The 21015-nt window shown below is 62.9% G+C and carries 18 protein-coding genes; 9 read left to right on the top strand and 9 right to left on the bottom strand.

Annotation, left to right across the window (positions count from 1 at the left end; genetic code table 11):
- Nucleotides 1-3069 (bottom strand): CHAT domain-containing protein, encoded by a 3069-nt coding sequence (locus tag ACZ51H_RS14555; RefSeq protein ID WP_464803488.1) that lies wholly within the window; start codon nt 3067-3069, stop codon nt 1-3.
- A gap of 415 nt (nt 3070-3484) precedes the next feature.
- On the opposite strand from ACZ51H_RS14555, the gene ACZ51H_RS14560 reads away from it, so the two are divergent.
- From ACZ51H_RS14560 to ACZ51H_RS14570, 3 genes are read left to right on the top strand one after another with little or no spacing between them, the layout of a single operon-like run.
- Nucleotides 3485-3802 carry a helix-turn-helix domain-containing protein gene (locus ACZ51H_RS14560; RefSeq protein ID WP_464803419.1) on the top strand — a complete coding sequence of 106 codons (318 nt, stop codon included), beginning with the start codon at nt 3485-3487 and terminating at the stop codon, nt 3800-3802.
- On the top strand, nt 3792-5519 hold the full coding sequence (locus tag ACZ51H_RS14565) for a SulP family inorganic anion transporter (protein WP_464803420.1): 1728 nt from the start codon (nt 3792-3794) through the stop codon (nt 5517-5519). Before ACZ51H_RS14560 ends, ACZ51H_RS14565 begins: the two co-directional genes overlap by 11 nt.
- 1 nt (nt 5520) lies before the next feature.
- Entirely contained in the window at nt 5521-5829 is a 309-nt protein-coding gene (locus tag ACZ51H_RS14570) for an alkylphosphonate utilization protein (protein ID WP_449469547.1), read from the top strand.
- A 45-nt stretch (nt 5830-5874) separates the two neighbouring features.
- Here the strand turns inward: ACZ51H_RS14570 and ACZ51H_RS14575 are convergent, their stop codons facing one another.
- Complete coding sequence (locus tag ACZ51H_RS14575) at nt 5875-8457, bottom strand: cation-translocating P-type ATPase (protein WP_464803421.1); 2583 nt, start codon at nt 8455-8457, stop codon at nt 5875-5877.
- A 17-nt stretch (nt 8458-8474) separates the two neighbouring features.
- A complete protein-coding gene (gene ppsA / locus ACZ51H_RS14580; RefSeq protein WP_464803489.1) occupies nt 8475-10907 on the bottom strand; it encodes a phosphoenolpyruvate synthase in 2433 nt (810 codons plus the stop codon).
- Between the two features lie 157 nt (nt 10908-11064).
- Here ppsA and ACZ51H_RS14585 point away from each other — a divergent pair, with 157 nt between their 5' ends.
- Genes ACZ51H_RS14585 through ACZ51H_RS14600 form a run of 4 tightly spaced genes read left to right on the top strand, consistent with a single transcriptional unit; the run spans nt 11065 to nt 15753 of the window.
- Nucleotides 11065-12654, top strand: a complete 1590-nt coding sequence (locus ACZ51H_RS14585) for an MBL fold metallo-hydrolase (protein ID WP_464803422.1) — start codon at nt 11065-11067, stop codon at nt 12652-12654.
- Nucleotides 12655-12668: 14 nt separating this feature from the next.
- A complete protein-coding gene (locus ACZ51H_RS14590) occupies nt 12669-13340 on the top strand; it encodes an NAD(P)H-dependent oxidoreductase (protein WP_464803423.1) in 672 nt (223 codons plus the stop codon).
- Between the two features lie 44 nt (nt 13341-13384).
- Nucleotides 13385-14872 carry a thymidine phosphorylase family protein gene (locus ACZ51H_RS14595; RefSeq protein ID WP_464773233.1) on the top strand — a complete coding sequence of 496 codons (1488 nt, stop codon included), beginning with the start codon at nt 13385-13387 and terminating at the stop codon, nt 14870-14872.
- Nucleotides 14869-15753 (top strand): ribose-phosphate diphosphokinase, encoded by an 885-nt coding sequence (locus ACZ51H_RS14600; RefSeq protein WP_464803424.1) that lies wholly within the window; start codon nt 14869-14871, stop codon nt 15751-15753. Before ACZ51H_RS14595 ends, ACZ51H_RS14600 begins: the two co-directional genes overlap by 4 nt.
- A gap of 1 nt (nt 15754) precedes the next feature.
- Here ACZ51H_RS14600 and ACZ51H_RS14605 read toward each other — a convergent pair whose 3' ends face one another.
- Together ACZ51H_RS14605 and ACZ51H_RS14610 are read right to left on the bottom strand one after the other, a co-directional pair.
- Entirely contained in the window at nt 15755-16183 is a 429-nt protein-coding gene (locus ACZ51H_RS14605; protein WP_464803425.1) for a CBS domain-containing protein, read from the bottom strand.
- Between the two features lie 21 nt (nt 16184-16204).
- Nucleotides 16205-17173 carry a 1-phosphofructokinase family hexose kinase gene (locus ACZ51H_RS14610; RefSeq protein ID WP_460988582.1) on the bottom strand — a complete coding sequence of 323 codons (969 nt, stop codon included), beginning with the start codon at nt 17171-17173 and terminating at the stop codon, nt 16205-16207.
- 116 nt (nt 17174-17289) lie between these two features.
- Between ACZ51H_RS14610 and ACZ51H_RS14615 the strand changes: the two genes are divergently transcribed.
- Nucleotides 17290-17622, top strand: coding sequence for a hypothetical protein (locus ACZ51H_RS14615; protein WP_460988581.1), 333 nt, complete (start codon nt 17290-17292; stop codon nt 17620-17622).
- Between the two features lie 38 nt (nt 17623-17660).
- Nucleotides 17661-17813 (top strand): hypothetical protein, encoded by a 153-nt coding sequence (locus tag ACZ51H_RS14620; protein WP_449469558.1) that lies wholly within the window; start codon nt 17661-17663, stop codon nt 17811-17813.
- 20 nt (nt 17814-17833) lie between these two features.
- Here ACZ51H_RS14620 and ACZ51H_RS14625 read toward each other — a convergent pair whose 3' ends face one another.
- Genes ACZ51H_RS14625 through ACZ51H_RS14640 form a run of 4 tightly spaced genes read right to left on the bottom strand, consistent with a single transcriptional unit; the run spans nt 17834 to nt 20965 of the window.
- Nucleotides 17834-18511: a phosphoribosyltransferase gene (locus ACZ51H_RS14625; RefSeq protein ID WP_449469560.1), complete on the bottom strand. Its 678-nt coding sequence runs from the start codon at nt 18509-18511 to the stop codon at nt 17834-17836.
- A complete protein-coding gene (locus ACZ51H_RS14630; RefSeq protein WP_464803426.1) occupies nt 18508-19164 on the bottom strand; it encodes a dienelactone hydrolase family protein in 657 nt (218 codons plus the stop codon). Before ACZ51H_RS14630 ends, ACZ51H_RS14625 begins: the two co-directional genes overlap by 4 nt.
- Nucleotides 19165-19166: 2 nt before the next feature.
- The gene (locus ACZ51H_RS14635) at nt 19167-20510 is read right to left on the bottom strand and encodes an erythromycin esterase family protein (protein ID WP_464803427.1); all 1344 of its coding nucleotides are present in this window, start codon (nt 20508-20510) and stop codon (nt 19167-19169) included.
- Nucleotides 20511-20542: 32 nt separating this feature from the next.
- On the bottom strand, nt 20543-20965 hold the full coding sequence (locus ACZ51H_RS14640) for a CBS domain-containing protein (protein ID WP_449469564.1): 423 nt from the start codon (nt 20963-20965) through the stop codon (nt 20543-20545).
- Nucleotides 20966-21015: the final 50 nt, after the last annotated feature.

The raw sequence follows: 21015 nt of genomic DNA on the forward strand, positions 1-21015 counted from the left end.
TCAGCGCCGGGCGATCAACGGACGGGCGCCATCGCCTATGACGGCAAAGCCGGACCAGTAGAAGGGATGCGAAGTGTCCGCATCGTCCATCAGCTGAATCTGGGCCAAACGCAGCGCCTCAGCCACTGGTTGGTCGGGAGCCGCCGCGAACAGCCCGGCCATCAGCCTTTCGGTCGCGCGATATTCTTCGGGGGCAGGCCAATGGCTCGCGATGATGGAACGGCCACCCGCACCGATGAATGCGCGCACCAGTCCGTCAAGCGCTCCGCCGCTGCCGGAAAGCCCGGCCGCGCGGGTCGTTTCGGCCCCCGCCGCCCCTGCCGTGTCGCAGGCCGACAATATGACAAGGTCCGCATCCAGCCGCAGATCGAAGATTTCGCCAAATTGCAGCAGGCCATCCGACCCGCCCTTTGGCGCAAAACTGGTCAGCAAGGCAGGACGGGCCGGGCATCCCGCACGCGGCGGCGTGACAAGGCCGTGGGTCGCGAAATGCAGGATACGGAAATGGTTGAGGTCATTGCGCGCCTTGACCGCCTCATCGGTGAAGGCCGCGCCGGTGACGAGTTCGCTGCCCGATGTTCCAACCGCCTGCGCCGCCTGACGCAACTCGTCTGCCGGAATGGGGTGACTCCATTGGGCAGGCGACCAGCTGCAATCGTCAGCCTGACCGGGCAGCGCGCCACGCGTCAGCGCGGCCAACCTTGGCCCGGCGATCGGCGCATTGTCGCCAAAGCCGATATAGCTTTGCGGTGCGCCCGAGGGCGGCGTGAGCCGGGCGTCGCGGAAAGCGCGGGCCGACAAGGCGGTGCTCACCGCATGATCGCGGCCGAGCCAGTCGACGCCACGAAAGTCGAACTCGTCGCCGCCCTTCTCCAGCCGCGCGGCATAGGCATCGACGCCAGGCTGACTGGCGACCAGCAGGTTGACCGGCAGTTGCAGCATCGCGCCGTCCGGCTCGAAGATCAGATGGCGCACGCTCTTCAGCCGCTCATCGATCGGGCCGAACAGGTCGAGATAGAGGCTGCGCGCCACCGGCAGGTCGAGCGCATAGGTGGATTGCACATCCGCGACGTCGGTCGAAATCGTATCGCGCAGCGCCGCGACCTTGCGCGCCATCTCGCCAGCGCTGACAGGCAAGCGGAAGCCAGTGGCGCCCTGCCCATCTATCCACAGGGCGTAGAGGGCATCGCCAAGCTGCGCGAGCTTGTAATAGCCCTCCCCCGCTTTCAACGTCCCGCGCATTTCGCCAAGGGTAAGCGCCTGCGGGCTAACGGCGCGATATTGCGGATAGGCGGCCAGTGCCGTCAGCGTCGCGGCCTGATCGGTCGCCAGCGCGTCGATCTCCGCCTGCCGCCGCGCGATCTCATCCTGGGTCGCGCTGTCATCCCTGCCCGCTTCACGCAATTGGGCGAGGGCGATGCGGCCGCGCTCTATATCGCGCGAGAGGGATGTCGACTGGCGGAACAGGCGCGCGGCCTCTCCGTCGCCCGCCGACAATTCGCGGCTCAGCAATTCCAGCGTCTCGGCCGCACCGGGACGCACCAGCAATTGCGACGCTTCGAACAGGTCCGCCGCAAGTTCGGGGCGCCGGGGCATTTCGGACGTGAGCAGCGTGAAATAGGGCTGCAACTGGTTCGCCATCGCCGTCAGCGTGCCACGATTGGCCACGGTGGACGTCATGATCGCGCGATAGGTCTTCAACGCCTCATCAGTCCGCCCGCGCCGCACGAGGAACGCGCCCAAACGGGCATGCGTGCCGTTGAGGGCCATCGTTTCGGGATATTGCGCGGCGATCAGGCTGACGGCCTGATTGAGCCGCGCCTCGGCACCGCCATAATCCTGCTCCGCTTCGTGCGTCAGCGCGATCTCACCGAGCAGTTGCGCGCGCAGCCGGGTGATCGAGGTCACACGGCCATCGCGCACCCGCTGCACGTCGTTGAGCGCCTGGGCAAGCACGGTGCGCGCCTCCCGAGGCTTGCCCGACAGGCGCAAGATGGTGCCGCGCAATTGCTGTGCTTGCGCATCGAGTATGGCCGCCCGCTCACGCGGCGTAAGCGCCGTATCCTGCCGCACGCCCAGCGCCCGCGTTTCAGGCGCGCCACTGCTCAATTCCGCCGCCACGTCGCTCGGCAAGGTCACTGCGCCATCAGTGCCAGCGGCCAGCGCCGTCCCACCTTCCACCGGCTGGTCGAGCAAGGCGAGCGCGCCCTGAAGATCGCGCTGATTGAGGTGATGCACCGCTTCGAAATTACGACGCAGGCGGAGCTGGACGGCGTCGGCCGTGGGTACGGCGCGAGCCTGGGCAAAGGCGGCATCGGCCTGATCGAACAGGCCAAGGTTGGACAATTGCAAACCGTGGTTCACGAGATATTCGTGTTGTCGGTTGGTCCGTTCGGCGGGGCTTAAGGCTTGCGTATCGGGATTACGGGCAAGGCGATCGGTCAGGCTGTCGAAAAATTCCGCAGCCTCCGCATAGTTGCCGGAAGCGTTGCGACGATAGCCCTCCGCCATCACGGTCTGCGGATCGAGGGTCGCCGCCTGCATCCGGGCAAAGGCCGCCGCATTGCTGCCACCGGTCGTAACGATGTCTATCTTGCCCGGCACGGTGCGGCCCAACATGACGGTGCGCAGGCCAAGGTCCAGGACCGTGTCATAGGGCGCGAAGCCCTGCGTCACATAAAGCGTCTTGCCCCGTTCGACGGACAGGATGCGGTAAGCGCCCGCTTCGCTGGAGCAATTGCGGACTGTTACCGCACCAATATCGGGCAAGGTCATGCCGCCCGGCGCGGCGCAGTTCGCGGAAGATCGGCGCGATGCCGACAGTCTTTCAAGCAGCGCCGCTTCGCTATCGGCCCCGCTCCGCCGGAGCGCATAGATACGGCCTACCGGACGCGCGGCGTCACGACATACAACGGCCCAGGCGCGATCGAACATGGTGCGGCTTGCCGGGTCGCCGTTGACGCTCTGCGCCTGACAGAGCGCTCCGCCGCCACTGCCGATGCGAAAGCTGTCCTGCAACAGCGGCCGGTCAAGCTGCGGCTGCGCGGCCAGCGCAGATGACAGGCCCAAAGCGCCCAGCCCGGCCAAGATCCGACAGAAATTCCCTATAGCGCTCAAGGCTATCCCCCCAGCCTCGCCGGATCTGTCCGTGCAAGCCCCCTGTGGCGCGATCCAGCGCGCTCTTCATAGCGCCGCCCCAGCTTGCCGCAAGGTAAAAGAGGGGTGTCGCGCCGATCCGATGCGGCGTTTAAACCAGCATTTCGTGGGAGGTGAGGCTTCGGGTTGCTCATCCTCCCGTGTGAGAAACTGATGCGGACGAAAATGGTGCGCAAGGACGACAGTCGTCCGGACTGTTAAGTTTGTCTTGATTGCGACGTGGGTCTGCTCTCGCCATCCGATAAAAGAAATCTAGATTTGACCTATCGCATTGCATATATACATTCAAAGAATGTAATTTGATGTTTTATACATCATATGAGGACCAATGATCACTTCTCAGCAAATGCGGGCGGCGCGAGCGTTGCTCGGTATCGATCAGCGCCAACTCGCCGCTTTGGCGAGCGTGTCGCTGCCGACCATTCAGCGCATGGAAGCTTCCGATGGGCAGGTGCGCAGCGTCGTTGATACTTTGGTGAAGGTGATCAGCGCGCTCGAAGCGGCAGGGATCGAGATTATCGGCGAGAATGCCCCGAGTAGTGGCGCGGGACGTGGTGTCCGCCTCAGGGAAACAGCGTCCGGCCAGCAACCCAGGCGCGTGCCCTCCGTGCTATTCGATCAGACGGCCCAAGACGATGGAACGTAACGCACGGCTTGTCGCCTTCACGCCGAAGCTGATCACCGTCCTGCGCGAGGGCTATTCGGCCGATCGCCTGCGGCGCGATTGCATTGCCGGACTCACGGTCGCGATTGTCGCCCTGCCCCTTGCCATGGCGCTGGCGATCGCGAGTGGAGCGTCGCCTGACAAGGGACTCATCACAGCCGTTATAGCCGGTTTCCTGATTTCGGCGCTCGGCGGATCGCGGGTTCAGGTCGGTGGGCCGACAGGCGCCTTTGTCGTCGTCGTTTTCGGGGTCATCGCACAGCATGGCTATGACGGACTGCTCCTGGCGACGCTGATGGCTGGGCTGATGCTGATCATTGCTGGATATTCAGGCCTGGGCAGTCTCGTCCGCTTCATTCCCCAACCCGTCGTCATCGGCTTCACCGCAGGCATCGCCGTCATTATCGCGTCGAGCCAGGTGAAGGATTTTCTCGGCCTGCGGATAGACGGCGGTGTCCCTGCCGATTTCATCCCTAAATGGCAGGCCTATTTCTCTGCGCTGGGCAGCATCCAGATATTGAGCTTGGCGATCGGCGCCGGATCGTTGGCGCTGATCATCGCACTGCGCAAATGGGCGCCACGGGCGCCGGGCTTTCTGATCGCAGTCATATTGGCAGCAGCGTCGGCGGCGCTGCTCCAGTTGCCTGTGGAAACGATCGGATCGCGCTTTCCGAACCTGCCCACCGGAATTCCTGTGCCTGCTTTGCCAGATTTCTCTCTTGCCAAGCTTCAGGCGGTCGTCCCCTCTGCCTTCACGATCGCGTTTCTGGCGGGAATCGAGGCGCTTCTGTCTGCGGTCGTGGCCGATGGCATGATCGGATCAAGGCATCGATCCAATCAGGAGCTTGTCGGCCAGGGCGTCGCCAACATCGCATCCGCATTATTCGGTGGCCTGCCAGCGACGGGCGCCATCGCCCGCACAGCGACCAACATCAAGGCGGGCGCCATCACGCCCATCGCGGGCATGATGCATGCGCTGTTCCTGTTGCTGTTTATCCTGTTCGCCTCGGATCTCATGGCTTTCGTGCCGCTGGCAGCACTCGCGGCCATCCTCTTCATGGTCGCCTGGGGCATGAGCGAACATCATCGCTTCATCCAGTTGCTGCGAATGCCCAATGGCGACCGGGGCCTGTTGCTGCTGACCTTCGGCCTTACTGTTCTGGTCGATCTCACCGTGGCGATCGGCGTAGGGGTGACACTGGCTTCGCTGCTGTTCATGATGCGCATGAGCCGCACGGTGGAGATTGCGAACGACAGCGGTGATGGAACGCCGCCACCCGAAGAAAGGGAGGACATCCACCAGCGCGATGCGCTTCCGCCGGGTGTCGAGGTGTTCCGTGTCGATGGACCGGTCTTCTTTGGCGTCGCAAATGAATTGCTCGATACGCTGCGGCGGGTCGGCCCCACACCGAAGGTCATCATCCTTCGGCTGCGGCAGGTGCCCCTGCTTGATGCGAGCGGCGTGACGGCGATCGAGGAAATCGTCCGGCAAGCGGCCTCCGCCGGGACGCAGATCATCGTTTCAGGCGTCCAGGCCCAACCCATGGCGATGCTCAAGCGGGTATCGCTGGGACCGGCGGATCGGCGCGTCATCTTCAGCGATGATTTTCCCGATGCCCTCCGCCTCGCAAGGGCAATCATTCTCGCACCAACTTCCGCAGCCCAGCGGCTCAACCAACCACCAGATCCGGGGATTTGAAATGACCGATACGAACGACGAGTATGTATATGACGAAGCTTCGGGCGAGTGGATCTCCGCGGCGGAGGCTGCTGCCAAGGACCAGCTCGCAGACCGGGTTGAAGTGCATGATTCCGCCGGTAACCTTCTGGCGGACGGCGACAGCGTCATCACGATCAAGGATCTGAAGGTGAAGGGCGCCGGGCAGACGCTGCGCAAGGGCACCGTGATCAAGTCGATCAGGTTGACGGGCGACCCACAGGAAATCGACTGCCGCTATGAGGGCATCAAAGGCCTGGTCCTGCGAGCGGAGTTTGTGCGCAAGCATTGATCCGCGGCGGGGTCCAAAAAAGCTGACATGGAGATGGACAGTGCGTCAATCCGCGCGCGCGGCGCGACGTGCGCTCCATCCCATGCGCCCCTTGAGCAGTTCGCATAGAAGGAGAACGCAGGCTGGCATCAGGATCAGGAGGGCCAAATCCATCAGCTTCAACGGAGCAAAGTCCAGAACCTGACGCAGGGGTTCCAGCATGAAAATCAGTGCACAAGCTAGCAGGACGAGCAGCGCGACATAGCGCAGCGAAACATTGTGTCGCCAGACGGCGCTCGTCAGGGATGTACTGAAGGACCGATTGACCAGCACCAACGCCATGATGGATGTCACCAGCCCGAAGAAGAGGAGCGCCCGCACGCGGCCAGGGTCATAGCCCCAGACGGTTGCGCAGACATGGAGAGCAAGGAGCAGCGCGAAGGCAATCCCGCCATAAGCGATGCTTGGCAGGACCAGACGTCCGGAAAAGAGGCGTTCGTCCGGATTGCGCGGCGGCCTGCGCATGATACGGTTTTCTTCCCGTTCGGCTTCGAAGACGAGCGCGCAAACCGGATCGATGATCATTTCGAGAAGGGCTATCTGGATTGGCCCCAGCACCAGCGGAAGGTCCAGCAGAAGTGGGGAAACGGCAAGCCCTGCGATCGGCACATGGACCGCGAAGATGAAACCTATGGCTTTGCGGATATTGTCATAGATGCGGCGGCCGAGCCGAATGGCGACGACGATGGCACCGAAATCATCCTCAACCAGGACGATGGCCGCAGCCTCCCGCGCTACATCCGTGCCGCGCTTCCCCATGGCGATGCCGATATGGGCAGCCTTTAGCGCCGGTGCGTCGTTGACACCGTCGCCCGTCATAGCGACTACTTCACCCGCCGATTTGAGCGCCGAGACAATTCGCAACTTCTGTTCCGGCATGGTGCGCGCGAAAATAGCCACGTCCTTCACCCGTGCGCAAAGCTCCGCGTCGGACATTGCCGCGACGTCGCCGCCGGTCATGAGCGCGCCTGCGCCGATCCCCGTCTGTAGCGCAATAGCCTGCGCGGTGGCGGGGTAGTCGCCGGTTATCATGACCACCCGGATCCCGGCCGTGCGGCATTGGGCCACGGCTTCCGGAACCCCCGCCCGCAGCGGATCGGACAAGCCGATCAGCCCGAGAAGACTGAACGCGTGCGCTTCATGCCCTATCCCGACATTTGGCTCCGCTATATTGGCAGAAGCCACGCCCAGAACGCGCATCCCGCGAGCCGCCATGACCTGAACCGCCCGCTCAAGGGCCGAACGAGCCCCTTCGTCCAGTCGACACAGACGCGCGATCGCTTCCGGTGCGCCCTTCGCGGCAACAAGCAATGGCTCCCCGGCGTTCGCGGGCCGCCAGACATTGGACATTGCCAGGAGGTCCGGCTGAAGACCATTGGTGTGGACCAGGAGCCAGTCTTCGCGGGCGGGAACCCGGACATCCCGAGCAGCGGTGTGGAATGCCACCTCCATCGGATCGACCGGTACGGGAGCGCTCGCCAGGGCGGCCGCGCTGATCAGGTCATGGAATTGCGCTTGCGGCAAGCCCTCGCCAAGAATCGCCGCCTCACCTGACGGCAGCCACAATTCAGTGACGGTCATCCGGTTCTGGGTCAGTGTCCCCGTCTTGTCCGTGCACAGGACCGTGGCGGCGCCCAGAGCCTCTATCGCGGAGGCCCGTCGGGTGAGCACGCCGACCTGTGCAATACGCCATGCGCCCATGGCCAGGAATATGGTGAGGACCACTGGAAACTCTTCAGGCAGCAACGACATCGCCGTCGCGATCCCGGCCAGCAGCGCCGCCATCCAGTCGCCCCTCAGCCATCCGTACAGCAGGACCACGAGCAGTGCGACGGCGACACCGCCGACCGCGCACAGGCTGACCATTCGGGTGGTTTCCTTGTGAAGATGCGGCGCTTCTGTCTCCAATGTTTCGAGGAACCGTCCGATCTGGCCAATGCGGCTGTGCGTGCCGGTAGCCGTCACCCGTGCGATGCCCCCGCCGTGCGTCACGATCGCTCCCGAAAAGAGATGAGGGGTATCGTCGCCCCCCGGCTCCGCCCGTTCCGCATCCCCGGCGAGCCCAGGCCGCTTGCGGACCGGCACCGCCTCGCCGGTCAGCAGCGACTCGTCTGCTTCAAGCTCCCGTGCCTCCACCACCAGTGCGTCCGCTGCGATCCGGTCCCCCGCTTCCAACACCAGAATGTCGCCATTTACGACCTCACGACCAGGGATGCGCAGGGTTTCCCCGTCACGTACCACTAGGGCGCGCGGTGCCGAGAGGTCTCGCAATGCCTCAAGCGTACGTTCGGTGCGCGCCTCCTGCACGATCGTGATGATGATCGACAAGCCAGCAAAGCCGAGCAGGATCAGCGCCTCAGTGCGGTCGCCGAGCAGAAGATAGACAACGCCCGCCGCCAGCAGCATGGCAAACATCGGCTCCCGCAGCACCTCCATCGCGATGCGCAGGGGCGTCCGTCGGTTTGGCCGGGGCAGTTCGTTGGGGCCATCCTCCGCCAGCCGCTCGCGCGCCTGTGACGTGGAGAGGCCGACAAGACCAAGATGTCCCCCCGAAGACCATTTAAGGCTATCTGGAATCGGGGCCGACACTCAGCAGCGTCCGCACATCATGCAACCGGGGATTTCTGCCTGGCCTCCGCTAGGGCAACAGTCTTCAGGGTCGCAACGAAGCTGTCGGGGTTGAGGGAGATGCTATCGATGCCCTCGCGCACGAGGAACTCGGCGAATTCGGGATAGTTGCTCGGCGCCTGCCCGCATATTCCTACCTTTACGCCAGCCTTTCGCGCGCGAGCAATGAGGTCTGCGATCATCTGCATTACCGCCGGATCGCGCTCGTCAAACAGCGGGGCGAGCAGATCGGAATCACGATCGACGCCGAGAACGAGTTGCGTCAGATCATTGGAGCCGATCGAAAAGCCGTCGAAGCGGGCGGCAAACTGTTCAGCGAGGACAACATTCGCAGGGATTTCCGCCATCATGTAGAGCTGCAACCCCCGCTCGCCTCGCATCAGCCCATGCCGCGACATTTCGGTGATGACCTTGTCCGCTTCGGCCAGCGTCCGGCAGAAGGGGATCATGACAATGACATTCTCAAAGCCGATCGTTTCCCGCACGAAGCGGATGGCGCGGCATTCCAGCGCGAAGCCGTCGCGATAGCGTTCATGATAATAACGCGACGCACCCCGGAAACCGAGCATAGGATTTTCTTCATGCGGCTCGAACGCGGCGCCGCCCAGCAGATGGGCATATTCATTGGTTTTGAAGTCGGACAGGCGCACGATCACCGGATGCGGATGGTGCGCGGCCGCGATTTTCCCAATGCCCCGCCCCAATGTCTCGATGAAATAATCGCGCGGATGCGCATAGCTGCGGGTCAGGTTTTCAATCTCGCGGCGCTCGGCGATGTCCGTCACCTGATCGGGGTGGGCAAGCGCCATCGGATGCACACGGATGAGATTGCTGATGATGAATTCCATCCGGGCCAGGCCTACGCCATGAGATGGGAGCCGCCACCAGCGGAAGGCTTTGGCGGGACTGGCGACGTTCAGCATCAACTGCGTCTGCGTCGCAGGCAGGCTGGCCGTATCCACTTCTTCGCCTGTGAAGGGCAACCGACCGGGATAGACCTGACCCCGGTCGCCTTCGGCGCAGGAGAGCGTTATTTCCTGGCCCGCCGCAATGCGGCTCGTCGCGTCGCCGGTGCCCACGACCGCAGGGACGCCCAGTTCGCGGCTGACAATGGCCGCATGGCTGGTCGGGCCACCGTGATCCGTGACGATGCCCGCCGCGCGCCGCATGACGGGCACCCAATCAGGATCGGTGTTGTCGGTGACGAGGATGGCTCCATCGACAAAGCTCGCTATGTCATCGGTGCTGCGAATGATGCAGGCTGCCCCGGCAGCGATCGCGTCGCCGACAGCTGCGCCCGTGGCGAGCGACGCGGGCGCCTTGGCCGTCAGCCGCCAGGTTTTGAGCGCGGTGGCGGATCGCGCGCCATGCACGGTTTCCGGTCGCGCCTGCACGATGAAGAGCTTGCCGCTCTCTCCATCCTTGGCCCATTCCATGTCCATCGCGCAGCCATAATGCTGCTCGATCAGCACGGCCCAGCGCGCCAATTCTAGTATCTCCTCGTCTTCCAGAACATGATGCTCGCGCTCGTGATGGCTGCAATCGACCAGTTCGGTACGCGCGCTGCCGCCCGTCGCGTAGATCAGCTTCTGCGCCTTGGCACCGATCCGCTTCTCCACGATCGGTTTCAGTCGCCCGTCCGAAAGGAAAGGCTTGAAGACCAAATAGCTGTCGGGATCGACGCGGCCCTGCACCACGGTCTCGCCCAAACCCCAGGCCGCGCTGATGACGGCGACGCGCGGAAATCCGGTCTCCGTATCGATCGAGAACATGACGCCAGACCCGGCCAGATCGGATCGCACCATGATCTGGATGCCGATGGAAAGCGCGATCCGCAGATGGTCGAAACCCTTGGCCTCACGGTAGGCAATCGCCCGGTCGGTGAAGAGCGAGGCAAAACAACGCCGACATGCATCGAGCAAGGCGCGCTCGCCAACGACGTTGAGAAAACTCTCCTGCTGCCCTGCGAAACTGGCGTCCGGCAGGTCCTCGGCTGTCGCGCTGGATCGCACCGCGACAGCGACTTCGTGCTTGCAGGCATTGCGCGATAAATCGCGATAAGCGGAGATAATGGGTTCGGCGATTTGCGGCGGCAGTTCCGCATCCAGAAACAGGCGGCGGGCTGCCTCACCCGCTTCATGAAGCGGCATCGTCCCGTTCCGATACTGCGCCACGATGGCCGCGAGTCGATCCCCAATGCGGTTATGGTCGATGAACGCCCAATAGGCCCACGCCGTTGTTGCAAAGCCCGGCGGAACCTGCACGCCTGCCTTGCCGAGTATGGCGACCATCTCGCCAAGAGAGGCGTTCTTGCCACCCACGCGCCCGACATCGGCGCGTCCGAGCGCATCGAACCAGACGATCACGTCATCCTTGACGGGCGGGGGCGCAGCTAGCGTTTCGGTGGTCATGGGGCGGGAGTTTGCAGAGGCCATGCCATCAGGAACATTGGGAATGATACGGATGACAGGCATGGAGGCCGCCTCATCCGTATAACTACGGACTGCCTCTCTCCTTCTTTGGCCTATTGAGTTATGATCGGGAAAAAGATGAGCGGGAGAGGTTCGCGTGAGTTCAGCGTTGACTCTGACATTCCACGGCGCGGCAGGCACGGTCACGGGCTCTTGCATGGAATTGCGGCTGGGCGATCGAGCCATCCTTGTCGACTGCGGGCTGTTTCAGGGATCGCGCACGCTTGAAACCTTGAACCACGGCGCCTTCAGCTTCGACCCCGCCAAGATCGACGCGGTCGTGCTGACCCATGCCCATATCGATCATTGCGGCCTTCTGCCCAAAATGGCGGCGCAGGGTTATAAGAGGCCAATCTGGTGCACGCCCGCCACCTCCGACCTGCTGGAATATATGCTGGCGGATGCAGGCAGGATTCAGGAAAGCGAGGCGGATCGCCGCAATCGGCGCCGCGACCGCGCGGGCGAGAGCCTCTTCGTGCCCCTCTACACCGAAGAGGATGCGCTGGACGCCTGGCGGCTCAGCCGTCCCGTGCCGCTGGGCGACTGGTTCGATCCGGCGCCCGGATTTCGCGCGCGCTTCTGGAATGCGGGGCATATATTGGGCGCGGCGTCCGTGGAAATCGAGGCAGCGGGCATGCGCCTGCTGATGTCGGGAGACCTGGGGCCGGTCAACAAAGCCTTCCATCCCGACCCGCAAGCGCCGACCGGCGTCGATCATGTCGTCTGCGAAGCGACCTATGGCGATCGCGCGCGGGAAAAATTCACGATCGAGCAGCGCCGCAGTCAACTTGAGGCCGAGATCAAGGATGCCTTAAGCCGCGGCGGCAATCTCGTGATCCCCAGCTTTGCGCTCGAGCGGACGCAGGAAATGCTCCTCGACCTTGCCAAGCTGGCCGATGCCAACCGGATTCCTAACGTCCCGATCTTCGTGGACTCACCGCTCGCAAGCCGGGCGACCAAGGTGTTCGCGGCTCATGCCTCGGAGCTGGAGGATACGGGCGGCGAAGATATTTTCCGTCATCCCTCGATCCATTATGTCGAGGATGTCGCGGAATCCGTTCGGCTCAACACCATGTCGGGCGCGATCATCATGGCGGCATCGGGCATGTGCGAGGCAGGCCGCATCCGCCATCATCTGAAGCATAATCTCTTCCGGCGGGAATCGACCGTCCTGTTCGTGGGTTTCCAGGCGAAGGGCACGCTTGGCCGGGTCCTTCTCGACGGCGCGCAGCGCGTGCGTATCTCCGGCGAAGATGTTAACGTACGCGCGCGCATTCGGCGGATCGACAGCTATTCCGCCCATGCCGACCGCGACGAACTGCACAGCTGGATCAGCGCGCGCCGACCGATAACCGGCAGCCTTTTCCTCGATCATGGCGAACCCGAAGCGGTGGCAGCGTTGCGGACCCTCGTTCAGGCAGACGATCCCGCCACAGATATCATCACGCCGCAGATCGGCGAGGTCTATGCGCTTGAGCCGGGAACGCAGGCGAAGCGTATCCAGACAGGTCGCGTGGACATGGAACAGCTTAGCGGGCCGGATTGGCAGAATGACTATGCCGACTTTATCACCCATCTCAAACAGCATCTCGGCCGCATCAAGAACGAGCGGGCACGCCGCGAGGCCCTCGCCCAAATGCGGCGCATACTCGATGGATATGAGGAGGCGAGACATCGCCATTCGTGAAGATGGAGGTTCCGATGCCCCGAGCTGCTCCTTCTCCTATCCGGCATGCAGTGGTGCTCGCGCACCCTGATCCCCACAGCTTCAACGCCGCCGTCGCCCATGCTTATTGCCAGGCTGTTGAGGCTGCGGGGCAACAGTCTATCCTGCGCGACCTGTACGCCATGAATTTCGACCCGGTGCTGAAGAATGGCGAACGGCCTGATCGCAAGGGCTATCACCTGTCGCCCGACGTAACGGCGGAACTGGACATATTGCGCGGCGCCAATGTGGTCGTCTTCGTCTTTCCTATCTGGTTCGGCATGCCGCCAGCCATGCTTGTCGGTTATATCGATCGCGTTCTGGGCGCGGGAACGACTGTGCGTCAGGTTCAGGACAAGTCGGGTGAAGGACTGCTCGGCAGAGGTCATCTCTGCGCCATCACGACCTCTGGTGCTTCGGAGGACTGGCTTGCCGCCCAGGGTCAGACAGAGGCGCTTCGCGCGCTTTCGGGCACCTACCTCTTTCGCGCCTTTGCGATGCAATCATCCGAGGCGCTGCATATTGGGGACGTGGTGGAGAGCGCGGATGCCGCTTTTTTCGAGGAGCAACTCCAGCGGGTCCGCGACCGCGCCGCCAACATCTGCGCGCGCGTGGCCGAGGAACTTTTTGGAACGCCCCTGCCCCCACGCACGAGCGACGGCAGCTGAAAATTCCCGATGGGCGAACGGCAACGACATGAGGTGGGCAGGCCATGCTGACGATCAAGCGTCTCGCGATCGACACCTATCCGGAAAACACCGCCTTTCTCCTGCGCCAAAGCAACGGCTATTCCGCCGAACAATTTCAGGCGCTGCGCAAGATACGGGTCAGCGGGGACAGTGCCGAAATCCTCGCGACGCTGGCGCTCGTGGATGAGCCGACACTGCTGAAGCCGGGAGAGATTGGCCTGGGCGAGCAGGCGTTCAGGCGGCTCGGCCTGCCCGAAGGTTCGCCCGTAGCGATCGCGCAGGCAATGCCCCCGGCCAGCCTGGAATTTGTCCGTCGCAAGATCGACGGCGACACCCTGCAGGATGACGAGATTTCAGCCATCATCCGGGACATCGCCGCGCATCGCTATTCCCCTATGGAAATCGGCGCCTTTCTGGTCGCCTGCGCCAGCTTCATGAGCACGCAGGAAACGCTGGCGGTCACCTGCGCGATGGCCGATGTCGGCAACCGTTTCGATTGGAAAGCCCCGCTCGTGGTGGACAAGCACTGCATCGGCGGCATTCCCGGCAACCGCACATCGATGATCGTCGTGCCGATCGTAGCGGCTCACGGCCTCATCATGCCCAAAACCTCGTCCCGCGCGATCACCTCTCCATCCGGCACGGCCGACACGATGGAAGTGCTCGCCAATGTCGACATGTGCGAAGCGGACATGCGGGCTATCGTCGCCCGGGAAAAGGCGGTGCTGGCCTGGGGCGGCCGGGTGAACCTGTCGCCAGCGGACGATGTGCTGATCTCTGTCGAGCGGCCCTTGCGGATCGACACGTTCGACCAGATGGTCGCCTCCATCCTGTCCAAGAAGCTGGCGGCGGGTTCCACGCATCTGGTGCTCGACATACCCGTCGGCCCAACAGCGAAGGTCCGCACACAGGATGATGCAGTCAGGCTGCGCAAACTGTTCGAGCATGTCGCCGACAAGATCGGTCTCGTGATCGATATCGTGACCACGGACGGATCACAGCCTGTCGGGCGCGGAGTCGGCCCGGTGCTTGAGGCACGCGATGTCATGGCCGTGCTGCGCAACGACGGCGATGCTCCGCCGGACCTTCGCGAACATGCCCTGTTTCTGGCCGGACGAGTGCTCGATTTCGATCCCGCGCTGCGAGGTGGCAGAGGCTATGCACGGGCGATGGAACTGCTCGCCTCGGGCGAAGCACTTGCGGCGATGGAACGGCTGATCGAGGCGCAGGGGCGGCAGACGGCCAAACATGCGCCGGGCGAGCATGTTCACGAGATTCAGGCCCCCCACGATGGACGAGTGCAGGCGATTGATTGCCATCGCATCGCACGTATCGCCCGCCTTGCCGGTGCCCCGATGGACAAGGGCGCGGGCATCGACCTGCTGCACAAGGTGGGCAGCGATGTCCGGAAGGGGCAAGCGCTTTACCGTATCCATGCCCAGTCGCGAACCGGTCTCGGCTTCGCGCGCGATCTGGCGATGGAAGATTCCGGATATGAGGTCGCTCGATGAGCGCGGTCCTCTTCGCCTTCGAAGATGGCATGGCACCGGCCCGCAGGCTGGGGTCACTGTTGAACATCCCGACGATCGCCGTCGAGGGCCACCGATTTCCCGACCGGGAATGCCTGATCCGTGTACCGACACCCGCCCGAACCGCCATCTTCTATCGCTCATTCGACGATCCCGACCACAAGATCATCGAACTGCTGCTGGCGGCCTCGGCGGCGCGCGATCAGGGCGCGGAACGCGTCATCCTGGTCGCGCCTTACCTTGCCTATATGCGGCAGGACAAAGCCTTCCGCGCCGGAGAAGCGGTCAGCCAGAAAGTCATCGGTGGCCTGATAGCCGACCATTTCGACGGGCTGGTGACGGTAGACCCTCATCTCCATCGCATAGCCGCCCTGAGCGAGGTCATTCCCGATATCCCTGCGATCAGCCTATCCGCCGCGCCCCTTCTCGCTACCCTGATCGACGCGCGGGACGATCCCGTCATCATCGGGCCGGACAGTGAATCCCGTCAGTGGACCAAGGCTGTCGCAGCACCGCTGGGCCTAAGCACGCTGGTGGCGACAAAGCAGCGGCTGGGCGACAGGCAGGTCAGGCTTGCCATCCCCGATATCGATAAGGTTCGCGGCCGCCGCGCTATATTGGTGGACGACATGATTGCCAGCGGGCGGACGTTGATTGAGGCGGCGCGGCTTCTGCACGACACAGGCGCGACATCGGTTGAAGCGATCGTGACACATTGCCTTGCCAGTGCCGACGATCTTGCCATCATGAAGGCAGAAGGCATCGCACCTATCTTCAGCAGCGACAGTATCGATGGACCTACGAACAAGGCCCATCTTGCGCCCCTGATCGGCGCCGCGTTGCGCGACAACGGGCTGGTCTAGATCATCTATCCACCAGAAAGCGCAGAATGTCGGCGCGGCTGAGCAGGCCGACCAGCTTGCCGTTCGATGTGACTGGCAGACGCTTCACTGCCCGCCCTTCCATGATGGCAATCGCTTCCTCCAGCGATTCACCTCCATCAACGGTGATCGGCTGCCTCGACATGATCTCGGCAACCGTCATGGAGGCCAGCGAGCGTGCCCGCTCCTCCGCCTCGGCGCTAACCAGGGCATCGAGCCGGAAAGGCCCAAGGTCTTGCCGGAAAAAATCTCCCTCCGTGACGATGCCCACCAGACGTTCCTCCTCGTCAAGGACCGGGAGAGCACTGATCCGGTGATCGGACATGCACTTGATGGCAGCTGCCAAGGAACTTGTAGCCGTGGTCGTGGCCGCTCCCAAAGTCATGATGTCGCTGGCCTTCATGGCAGTCATCCTTCTTCCTTATGGCAGGGACTACGCTTGTGCGTCGGCCCGGCATGTTTCCTGTGATGGCGCAATGGACGGCACGAGGGCGAACAAGCGCTCGACATCCTCGCGATGGCAGAGGTCAGTGCCGGGCGTCAGGACCGCCGCTCCACCTGCGGCAATTCCGTAACGGAATGCCTCGACGGGATCACGCTCACAGCCGAGTGCGAAAACCATTGCCGCCAGGAAACTGTCGCCAGCCCCCACCGCGCTCCTGGTTTCCACAGGGACGGCAGGCAATCGCCAGGTCCCTGAGCGACTAGCCAGTATCGCGCCATCGCGACCCATCGTCACGGCGACATATTCCGCCTTGCCGCCATCCACGATCTCCTGCGCGGCGGCGCAGATTTCGCTTTCCTCCATCAACGCTCGGCCAACCAGTTGCCGCAACTCACCGATGCTCGGTTTGACAAGATAGAGGCCTCCGCCGCTGACCGCCTCTTGCAGCGCCTTGCCTGAAGTGTCGAGGATGAGGCGCATGCCGTGGCGTTGCGCCAGCTGACACACTCGACTGTAGAAATCGTCCGGCACGCCGGGAGGCAGCGATCCGCTGGCGACAAGGAAGTCAGCCTGCGGACCATCGAGATGATGCAGGGCGGCTTGCCATTCCTCGGCCGTCAGCTCTGGCCCCTGTGGCACGACACGATATTCCTTACCCGTCTCCCGCTCATAGATGGATGTGCTGATGCGGGTGTCGCCTGCAATGGGTATGCGGAACCGGACCAGCCCATGCTGATCCAGCAGCCCGTCGAGCGTAGGTCCGGTTGCTCCACCGGACAGATAATAAGCGCGCGCCGTGCCGCCCAGCCGCGCAATCACCCGAGCCACGTTGATGCCACCCCCGCCCGGATCATAATGTTCCTGGCGCGCCCGCATCTTGCGGGTGTGAAAGACCCGATCCGCCTCATAGGCGACATCGATGGCCGGATTCATCGTGAGCGTGACGATCCTCTTCATGCCCGTGAGGCTATGCGCCCCTCCCGACGGCTGGAATAAGTATATGTCCCGATGGGCGACGCATCCGGGACGTGGGAAATAGGCTTCTCCATCTTGTCAGTTGAAGGAGCATCGCAATGCGAACACTTCCGCTATTGGCCGCTGTGCTGGTCATCAGCGCGTGTAAACCGGCGAACGAGACGGAAGCGCCCGCGCCCCAGACGAATGGTTCGACGATGAACTATGTCGAGGAGATCGCGGCATTGCCCAAAGAGGCCCGGGATGCGGCGTTTTTCCGTGCCATCCGGGATGCTGGCCTGCCTTGCCAGCAAGTAATCGACAGCGGCCCGATGCCCGGAACCACCGCGCCGTCCGCCGCCTGGAGGGCGCAATGCGAGGATAAGGCTTATCATCTTATCCAGATCCAGCCCGACGGATCGGCCGTGGTCGCCAGCCGGACCAGTCCTTGAGGCCGGATCATGCGCTCCAGGCCCACCGGAGAGTAACCATGACGCAACGGGACAGACCAGCGACACGTCTATGGCTGATATTGGCCATAGTCGCAGCCGCGTTGATCCTTACCCTCCTGGCCGCTCAATTGATCAGCGGAGAATGGCTATGGATCATCCTGAACGGGCTATTGCAGCACGAACTGGGCTGAATTTGTCGTAGAGGTCACAATCACGCTGATTGGGTATTTCGTTGCCGACGCGCATCAGCCAACAGCTTGACCACTTCGGCATCGCTCGTCTGATCGAATACCACATAATGCGCCCCGACCGCATAGAAGGGATGGGGTTCGTAAAGGCAGATGATGTCGTCGCATTCCTCCCGCAGACCTGCGATCACCGCCGCAGGCGCTACCGGAACCGCCAGAATGAGCCGCGCGGGATGCGCCTTGCTCATGCCCTTCAGCGCCGCCTTGATCGTGCCTCCGGTTGCTATGCCGTCATCCACCACGATCACGGTACGGCCTGCTACCGGAATGGGTTCATTATTCCCCAGATAGACGCGCCGACGCCGATCGATTTCAGCCAACTGCTTGCGCATCTCGGTACGGATATACTCCGGCGTGGGTGCCAGCTGCCGCACGATTTCCTCATTGAGGACAAGTTGCGGTTCTGCCCCATCGACCACCGCGCCGATGCCCAGTTCCTCGTAGCCCGGCGCGCCGAGCTTGCGCACGAAGAGAAGATCCAAATCCGCATCAAGCGCTCTTGCCACCTCGAAGGCGACTGGCACGCCTCCTCGCGGCAAGGCAAGCACCAACGGATGGCTCGGCGCAAAACGTGCCAGCGCCTTGGCCAAATGGACGCCTGCATCACGACGATCGTGAAACAGCATGGATTGGGGTTTCATCGGGTCTCCCCCTTCAGGTGAGAGTTGAACCAACGTCTGGCCAGGCTGATGACCTGATCGAGCGTTCCGGGCTCCTCGAACAAATGGCTCGCTCCGGGCACGATGACCAGCTCCGCGGGCGCCGTCATGAGCGCCTTTGCGTCATGGTTCAGGCTCAGCACATCACGGTCCAGACTGCCGACGATCAGGAGCGTCGAGGCACGAACCCGGCCCAGAGCTTCAGCCCCCGCGAGGTCCGGCCTGCCGCCGCGAGACACAAGGGCAGCCGCCCTGTCATCCGGCATCGAAGCGGCAATGATCGCGGCTGCCGCGCCTGTGCTTGCCCCGAAATAGCCAAGCGGCAGCGTGGCGAGCGGCGCCATGCCGTCGGCCCAGTCAGCAGCCTCCCTCAAGCGGCGCGCAAGCAACTGCACATCGAAGACATTGCGTCGGTCCAGCTCTTCCTGCGGCGTCAACAGGTCGACCAGCAAAGTCGCGAGCTGTGATCGATGCAAACCAGCGGCGACATATTGGTTGCGCGGGCTATGCCGCCCGCTGCCGCTGCCATGAGCGAATATCACCAACCCCGTCGCGCCATCCGGCATGTCGAGGAAGGCCCGCAGCCCATGCCTGCCGATTGTCACATCCTGCCGGTTCACCAATATCTGCGTCATGGTCATAATCCGAAAGGCCAGGTTTCCGGCGCGCCTGAAGGGCGTTCCGGACCCAATGGCGTTACCGCCGAGGTCTGTTCGAACCAGACCCAGGCATCGAATTGCTCCGCCAGCACAGCCTCGAAATAATGGCTGAGCCGCTCCGTTTCGGGCCGATAAACGACGCCGATCGCGCGCTCCAAAAGCGTGTGGCCGAGCAAATCCCGCAGCGCTTCCTTGCCCGGTCCCCGCCAGTCAGTCAGGCTGCGGACGACGCCTGTGCGCCGGAACGCATGTTCATAACTGTCCGGGCGTGCGGGACGGACGGACTTGATCTCCATCGCCCCGCCCCAGTCGCTGGCCGCCGCGACAAGTCCGGTGTCAGTCCCAAAGCCGATCGACACGGCATCGTCGCCATAAGCGAGGCGGCAAAGCTGGCCGATGTTGAATTCACCCTGCCAACCCATCGCCGTTGCAGCTGCATTGCCGACATGGCTGTTATGCGCCCAGATGACCGCTTTGGTTCCACTACCGCGATGCGCCATCAACGCCTGGAGCGTTTCGAACATGTGCCGGTCGCGCAGGTTCCAGCTTTCGGTCGAGCTGCGGTACATGGCGCGATAATAGCGTTCCGCGGCGCGAACTATGCGGGCGTTCTGATAGGCATCGAACCACGCCTCGCCATCCTGTTTGAGCAGGTCCAGCCGCTGGTCAAGAAGCTGGCGAAGCTGCGCCACCACGCCATCTTCACATCCTTTGCCGCCGGAAAGAGTGACTGCCCGTCCATAGTGCGCGGGTTCATCCTGCCATGGCGTCAGACATCCATAGCGGCGGCGCGCGTCCTCCGCCTCGTCCGGATCGGCCTTGTCGAGATAGGCAAGCACGGCATGGATGGATTCGCTGAGGCTGTAGACATCCAGGCCATGGAATGATGCCTGGCGCGCTTCCGCCAAACCCTGATTATGTCCCCGCAGCCAATCGGCGAAGGCCAGCACTTCCTGGTTGCGCCACATCCATGTCGGGAAGCGTATGAATACATCCCCCCGCCTGGGACGCGGCGCCTGGTGCCGCACATAATCGTCAATGCGCGCGGCATCGGGCCAGTCTGCTTCTACCGCCACGACCGTGAAGCCGTGCCGTTCTATCAGCCGACGGGTAATCGCGGCGCGCGCACGATAAAATTCAGAACTTCCATGTGTCGCCTCGCCCAGAAGGACGACCCTGGCATTTCCGAACCGATCGAAACAGGCACCGAAATCCTCCACCTTGTCAGGCGAAGGCAATGGCTCAGCATGGTGCCTGAGAGCCTGGACAAGCTCATCGGGCGCTTGAGTGGTCGAGCGGTCAAACATCGTTGCCTGGGTCATCTTCTTCCTCACATCGTCAGGATGTCATTCCCTCAGGCGTGATGGCTGCTCACCGCCGCCATGACTTCAATCGCAAGATCGCGGTGACCACAGTGCGAGACGTCACCCAGCGACAGGATGCCGACCATGTTGGATCGATCATCCACAACCGGCAGACGGCGGACCTGTTGGCTTTCCATCAACCTGATCGCATCCTCGATGCTGTCTTCGGCATGACAGAAGACGACCGGTTTCGACATGATGTCTGCGGCTGTCATCGCTCTCGCCTGTCCGTTCCCGGCAAAGCCGCGCAAGGCGATGTCCCGATCCGTCACGATCCCCAACGGCGTGTCGCCATCGCTCACCGGGATCGCGCCTATATCCTTTTCCCTCATGATCCGGGCCAGTTCGGCGAGGCCGGTGTCCGGCGCCACCCGATCGACTCCCGGATGCATGACTTCCGACACATAGGTCATGATTTTCTCCAATCCATGACGCCATCAAATGGACTCAGGCACCATGATCG

The organism is Sphingobium sp. TomMM15 (assembly GCF_055397045.1).

What these genes read in the sequence shown, in the direction of transcription:
- ACZ51H_RS14560 (WP_464803419.1), top strand. Translation starts at nt 3,485, where the DNA reads ATGATCACTTCTCAGCAAATGCGGGCGGCGCGAGCGTTGCTCGGTATC.
- ACZ51H_RS14565 (WP_464803420.1), top strand. Translation starts at nt 3,792, where the DNA reads ATGGAACGTAACGCACGGCTTGTCGCCTTCACGCCGAAGCTGATCACC.
- ACZ51H_RS14570 (WP_449469547.1), top strand. Translation starts at nt 5,521, where the DNA reads ATGACCGATACGAACGACGAGTATGTATATGACGAAGCTTCGGGCGAG.
- ppsA (WP_464803489.1), bottom strand. Translation starts at nt 10,907, where the DNA reads ATGACCACCGAAACGCTAGCTGCGCCCCCGCCCGTCAAGGATGACGTG.
- ACZ51H_RS14590 (WP_464803423.1), top strand. Translation starts at nt 12,669, where the DNA reads ATGCCCCGAGCTGCTCCTTCTCCTATCCGGCATGCAGTGGTGCTCGCG.
- ACZ51H_RS14595 (WP_464773233.1), top strand. Translation starts at nt 13,385, where the DNA reads ATGCTGACGATCAAGCGTCTCGCGATCGACACCTATCCGGAAAACACC.
- ACZ51H_RS14600 (WP_464803424.1), top strand. Translation starts at nt 14,869, where the DNA reads ATGAGCGCGGTCCTCTTCGCCTTCGAAGATGGCATGGCACCGGCCCGC.
- ACZ51H_RS14605 (WP_464803425.1), bottom strand. Translation starts at nt 16,183, where the DNA reads ATGACTGCCATGAAGGCCAGCGACATCATGACTTTGGGAGCGGCCACG.
- ACZ51H_RS14610 (WP_460988582.1), bottom strand. Translation starts at nt 17,173, where the DNA reads ATGAAGAGGATCGTCACGCTCACGATGAATCCGGCCATCGATGTCGCC.
- ACZ51H_RS14615 (WP_460988581.1), top strand. Translation starts at nt 17,290, where the DNA reads ATGCGAACACTTCCGCTATTGGCCGCTGTGCTGGTCATCAGCGCGTGT.
- ACZ51H_RS14620 (WP_449469558.1), top strand. Translation starts at nt 17,661, where the DNA reads ATGACGCAACGGGACAGACCAGCGACACGTCTATGGCTGATATTGGCC.
- ACZ51H_RS14625 (WP_449469560.1), bottom strand. Translation starts at nt 18,511, where the DNA reads ATGAAACCCCAATCCATGCTGTTTCACGATCGTCGTGATGCAGGCGTC.
- ACZ51H_RS14630 (WP_464803426.1), bottom strand. Translation starts at nt 19,164, where the DNA reads ATGACGCAGATATTGGTGAACCGGCAGGATGTGACAATCGGCAGGCAT.
- ACZ51H_RS14635 (WP_464803427.1), bottom strand. Translation starts at nt 20,510, where the DNA reads ATGACCCAGGCAACGATGTTTGACCGCTCGACCACTCAAGCGCCCGAT.
- ACZ51H_RS14640 (WP_449469564.1), bottom strand. Translation starts at nt 20,965, where the DNA reads ATGACCTATGTGTCGGAAGTCATGCATCCGGGAGTCGATCGGGTGGCG.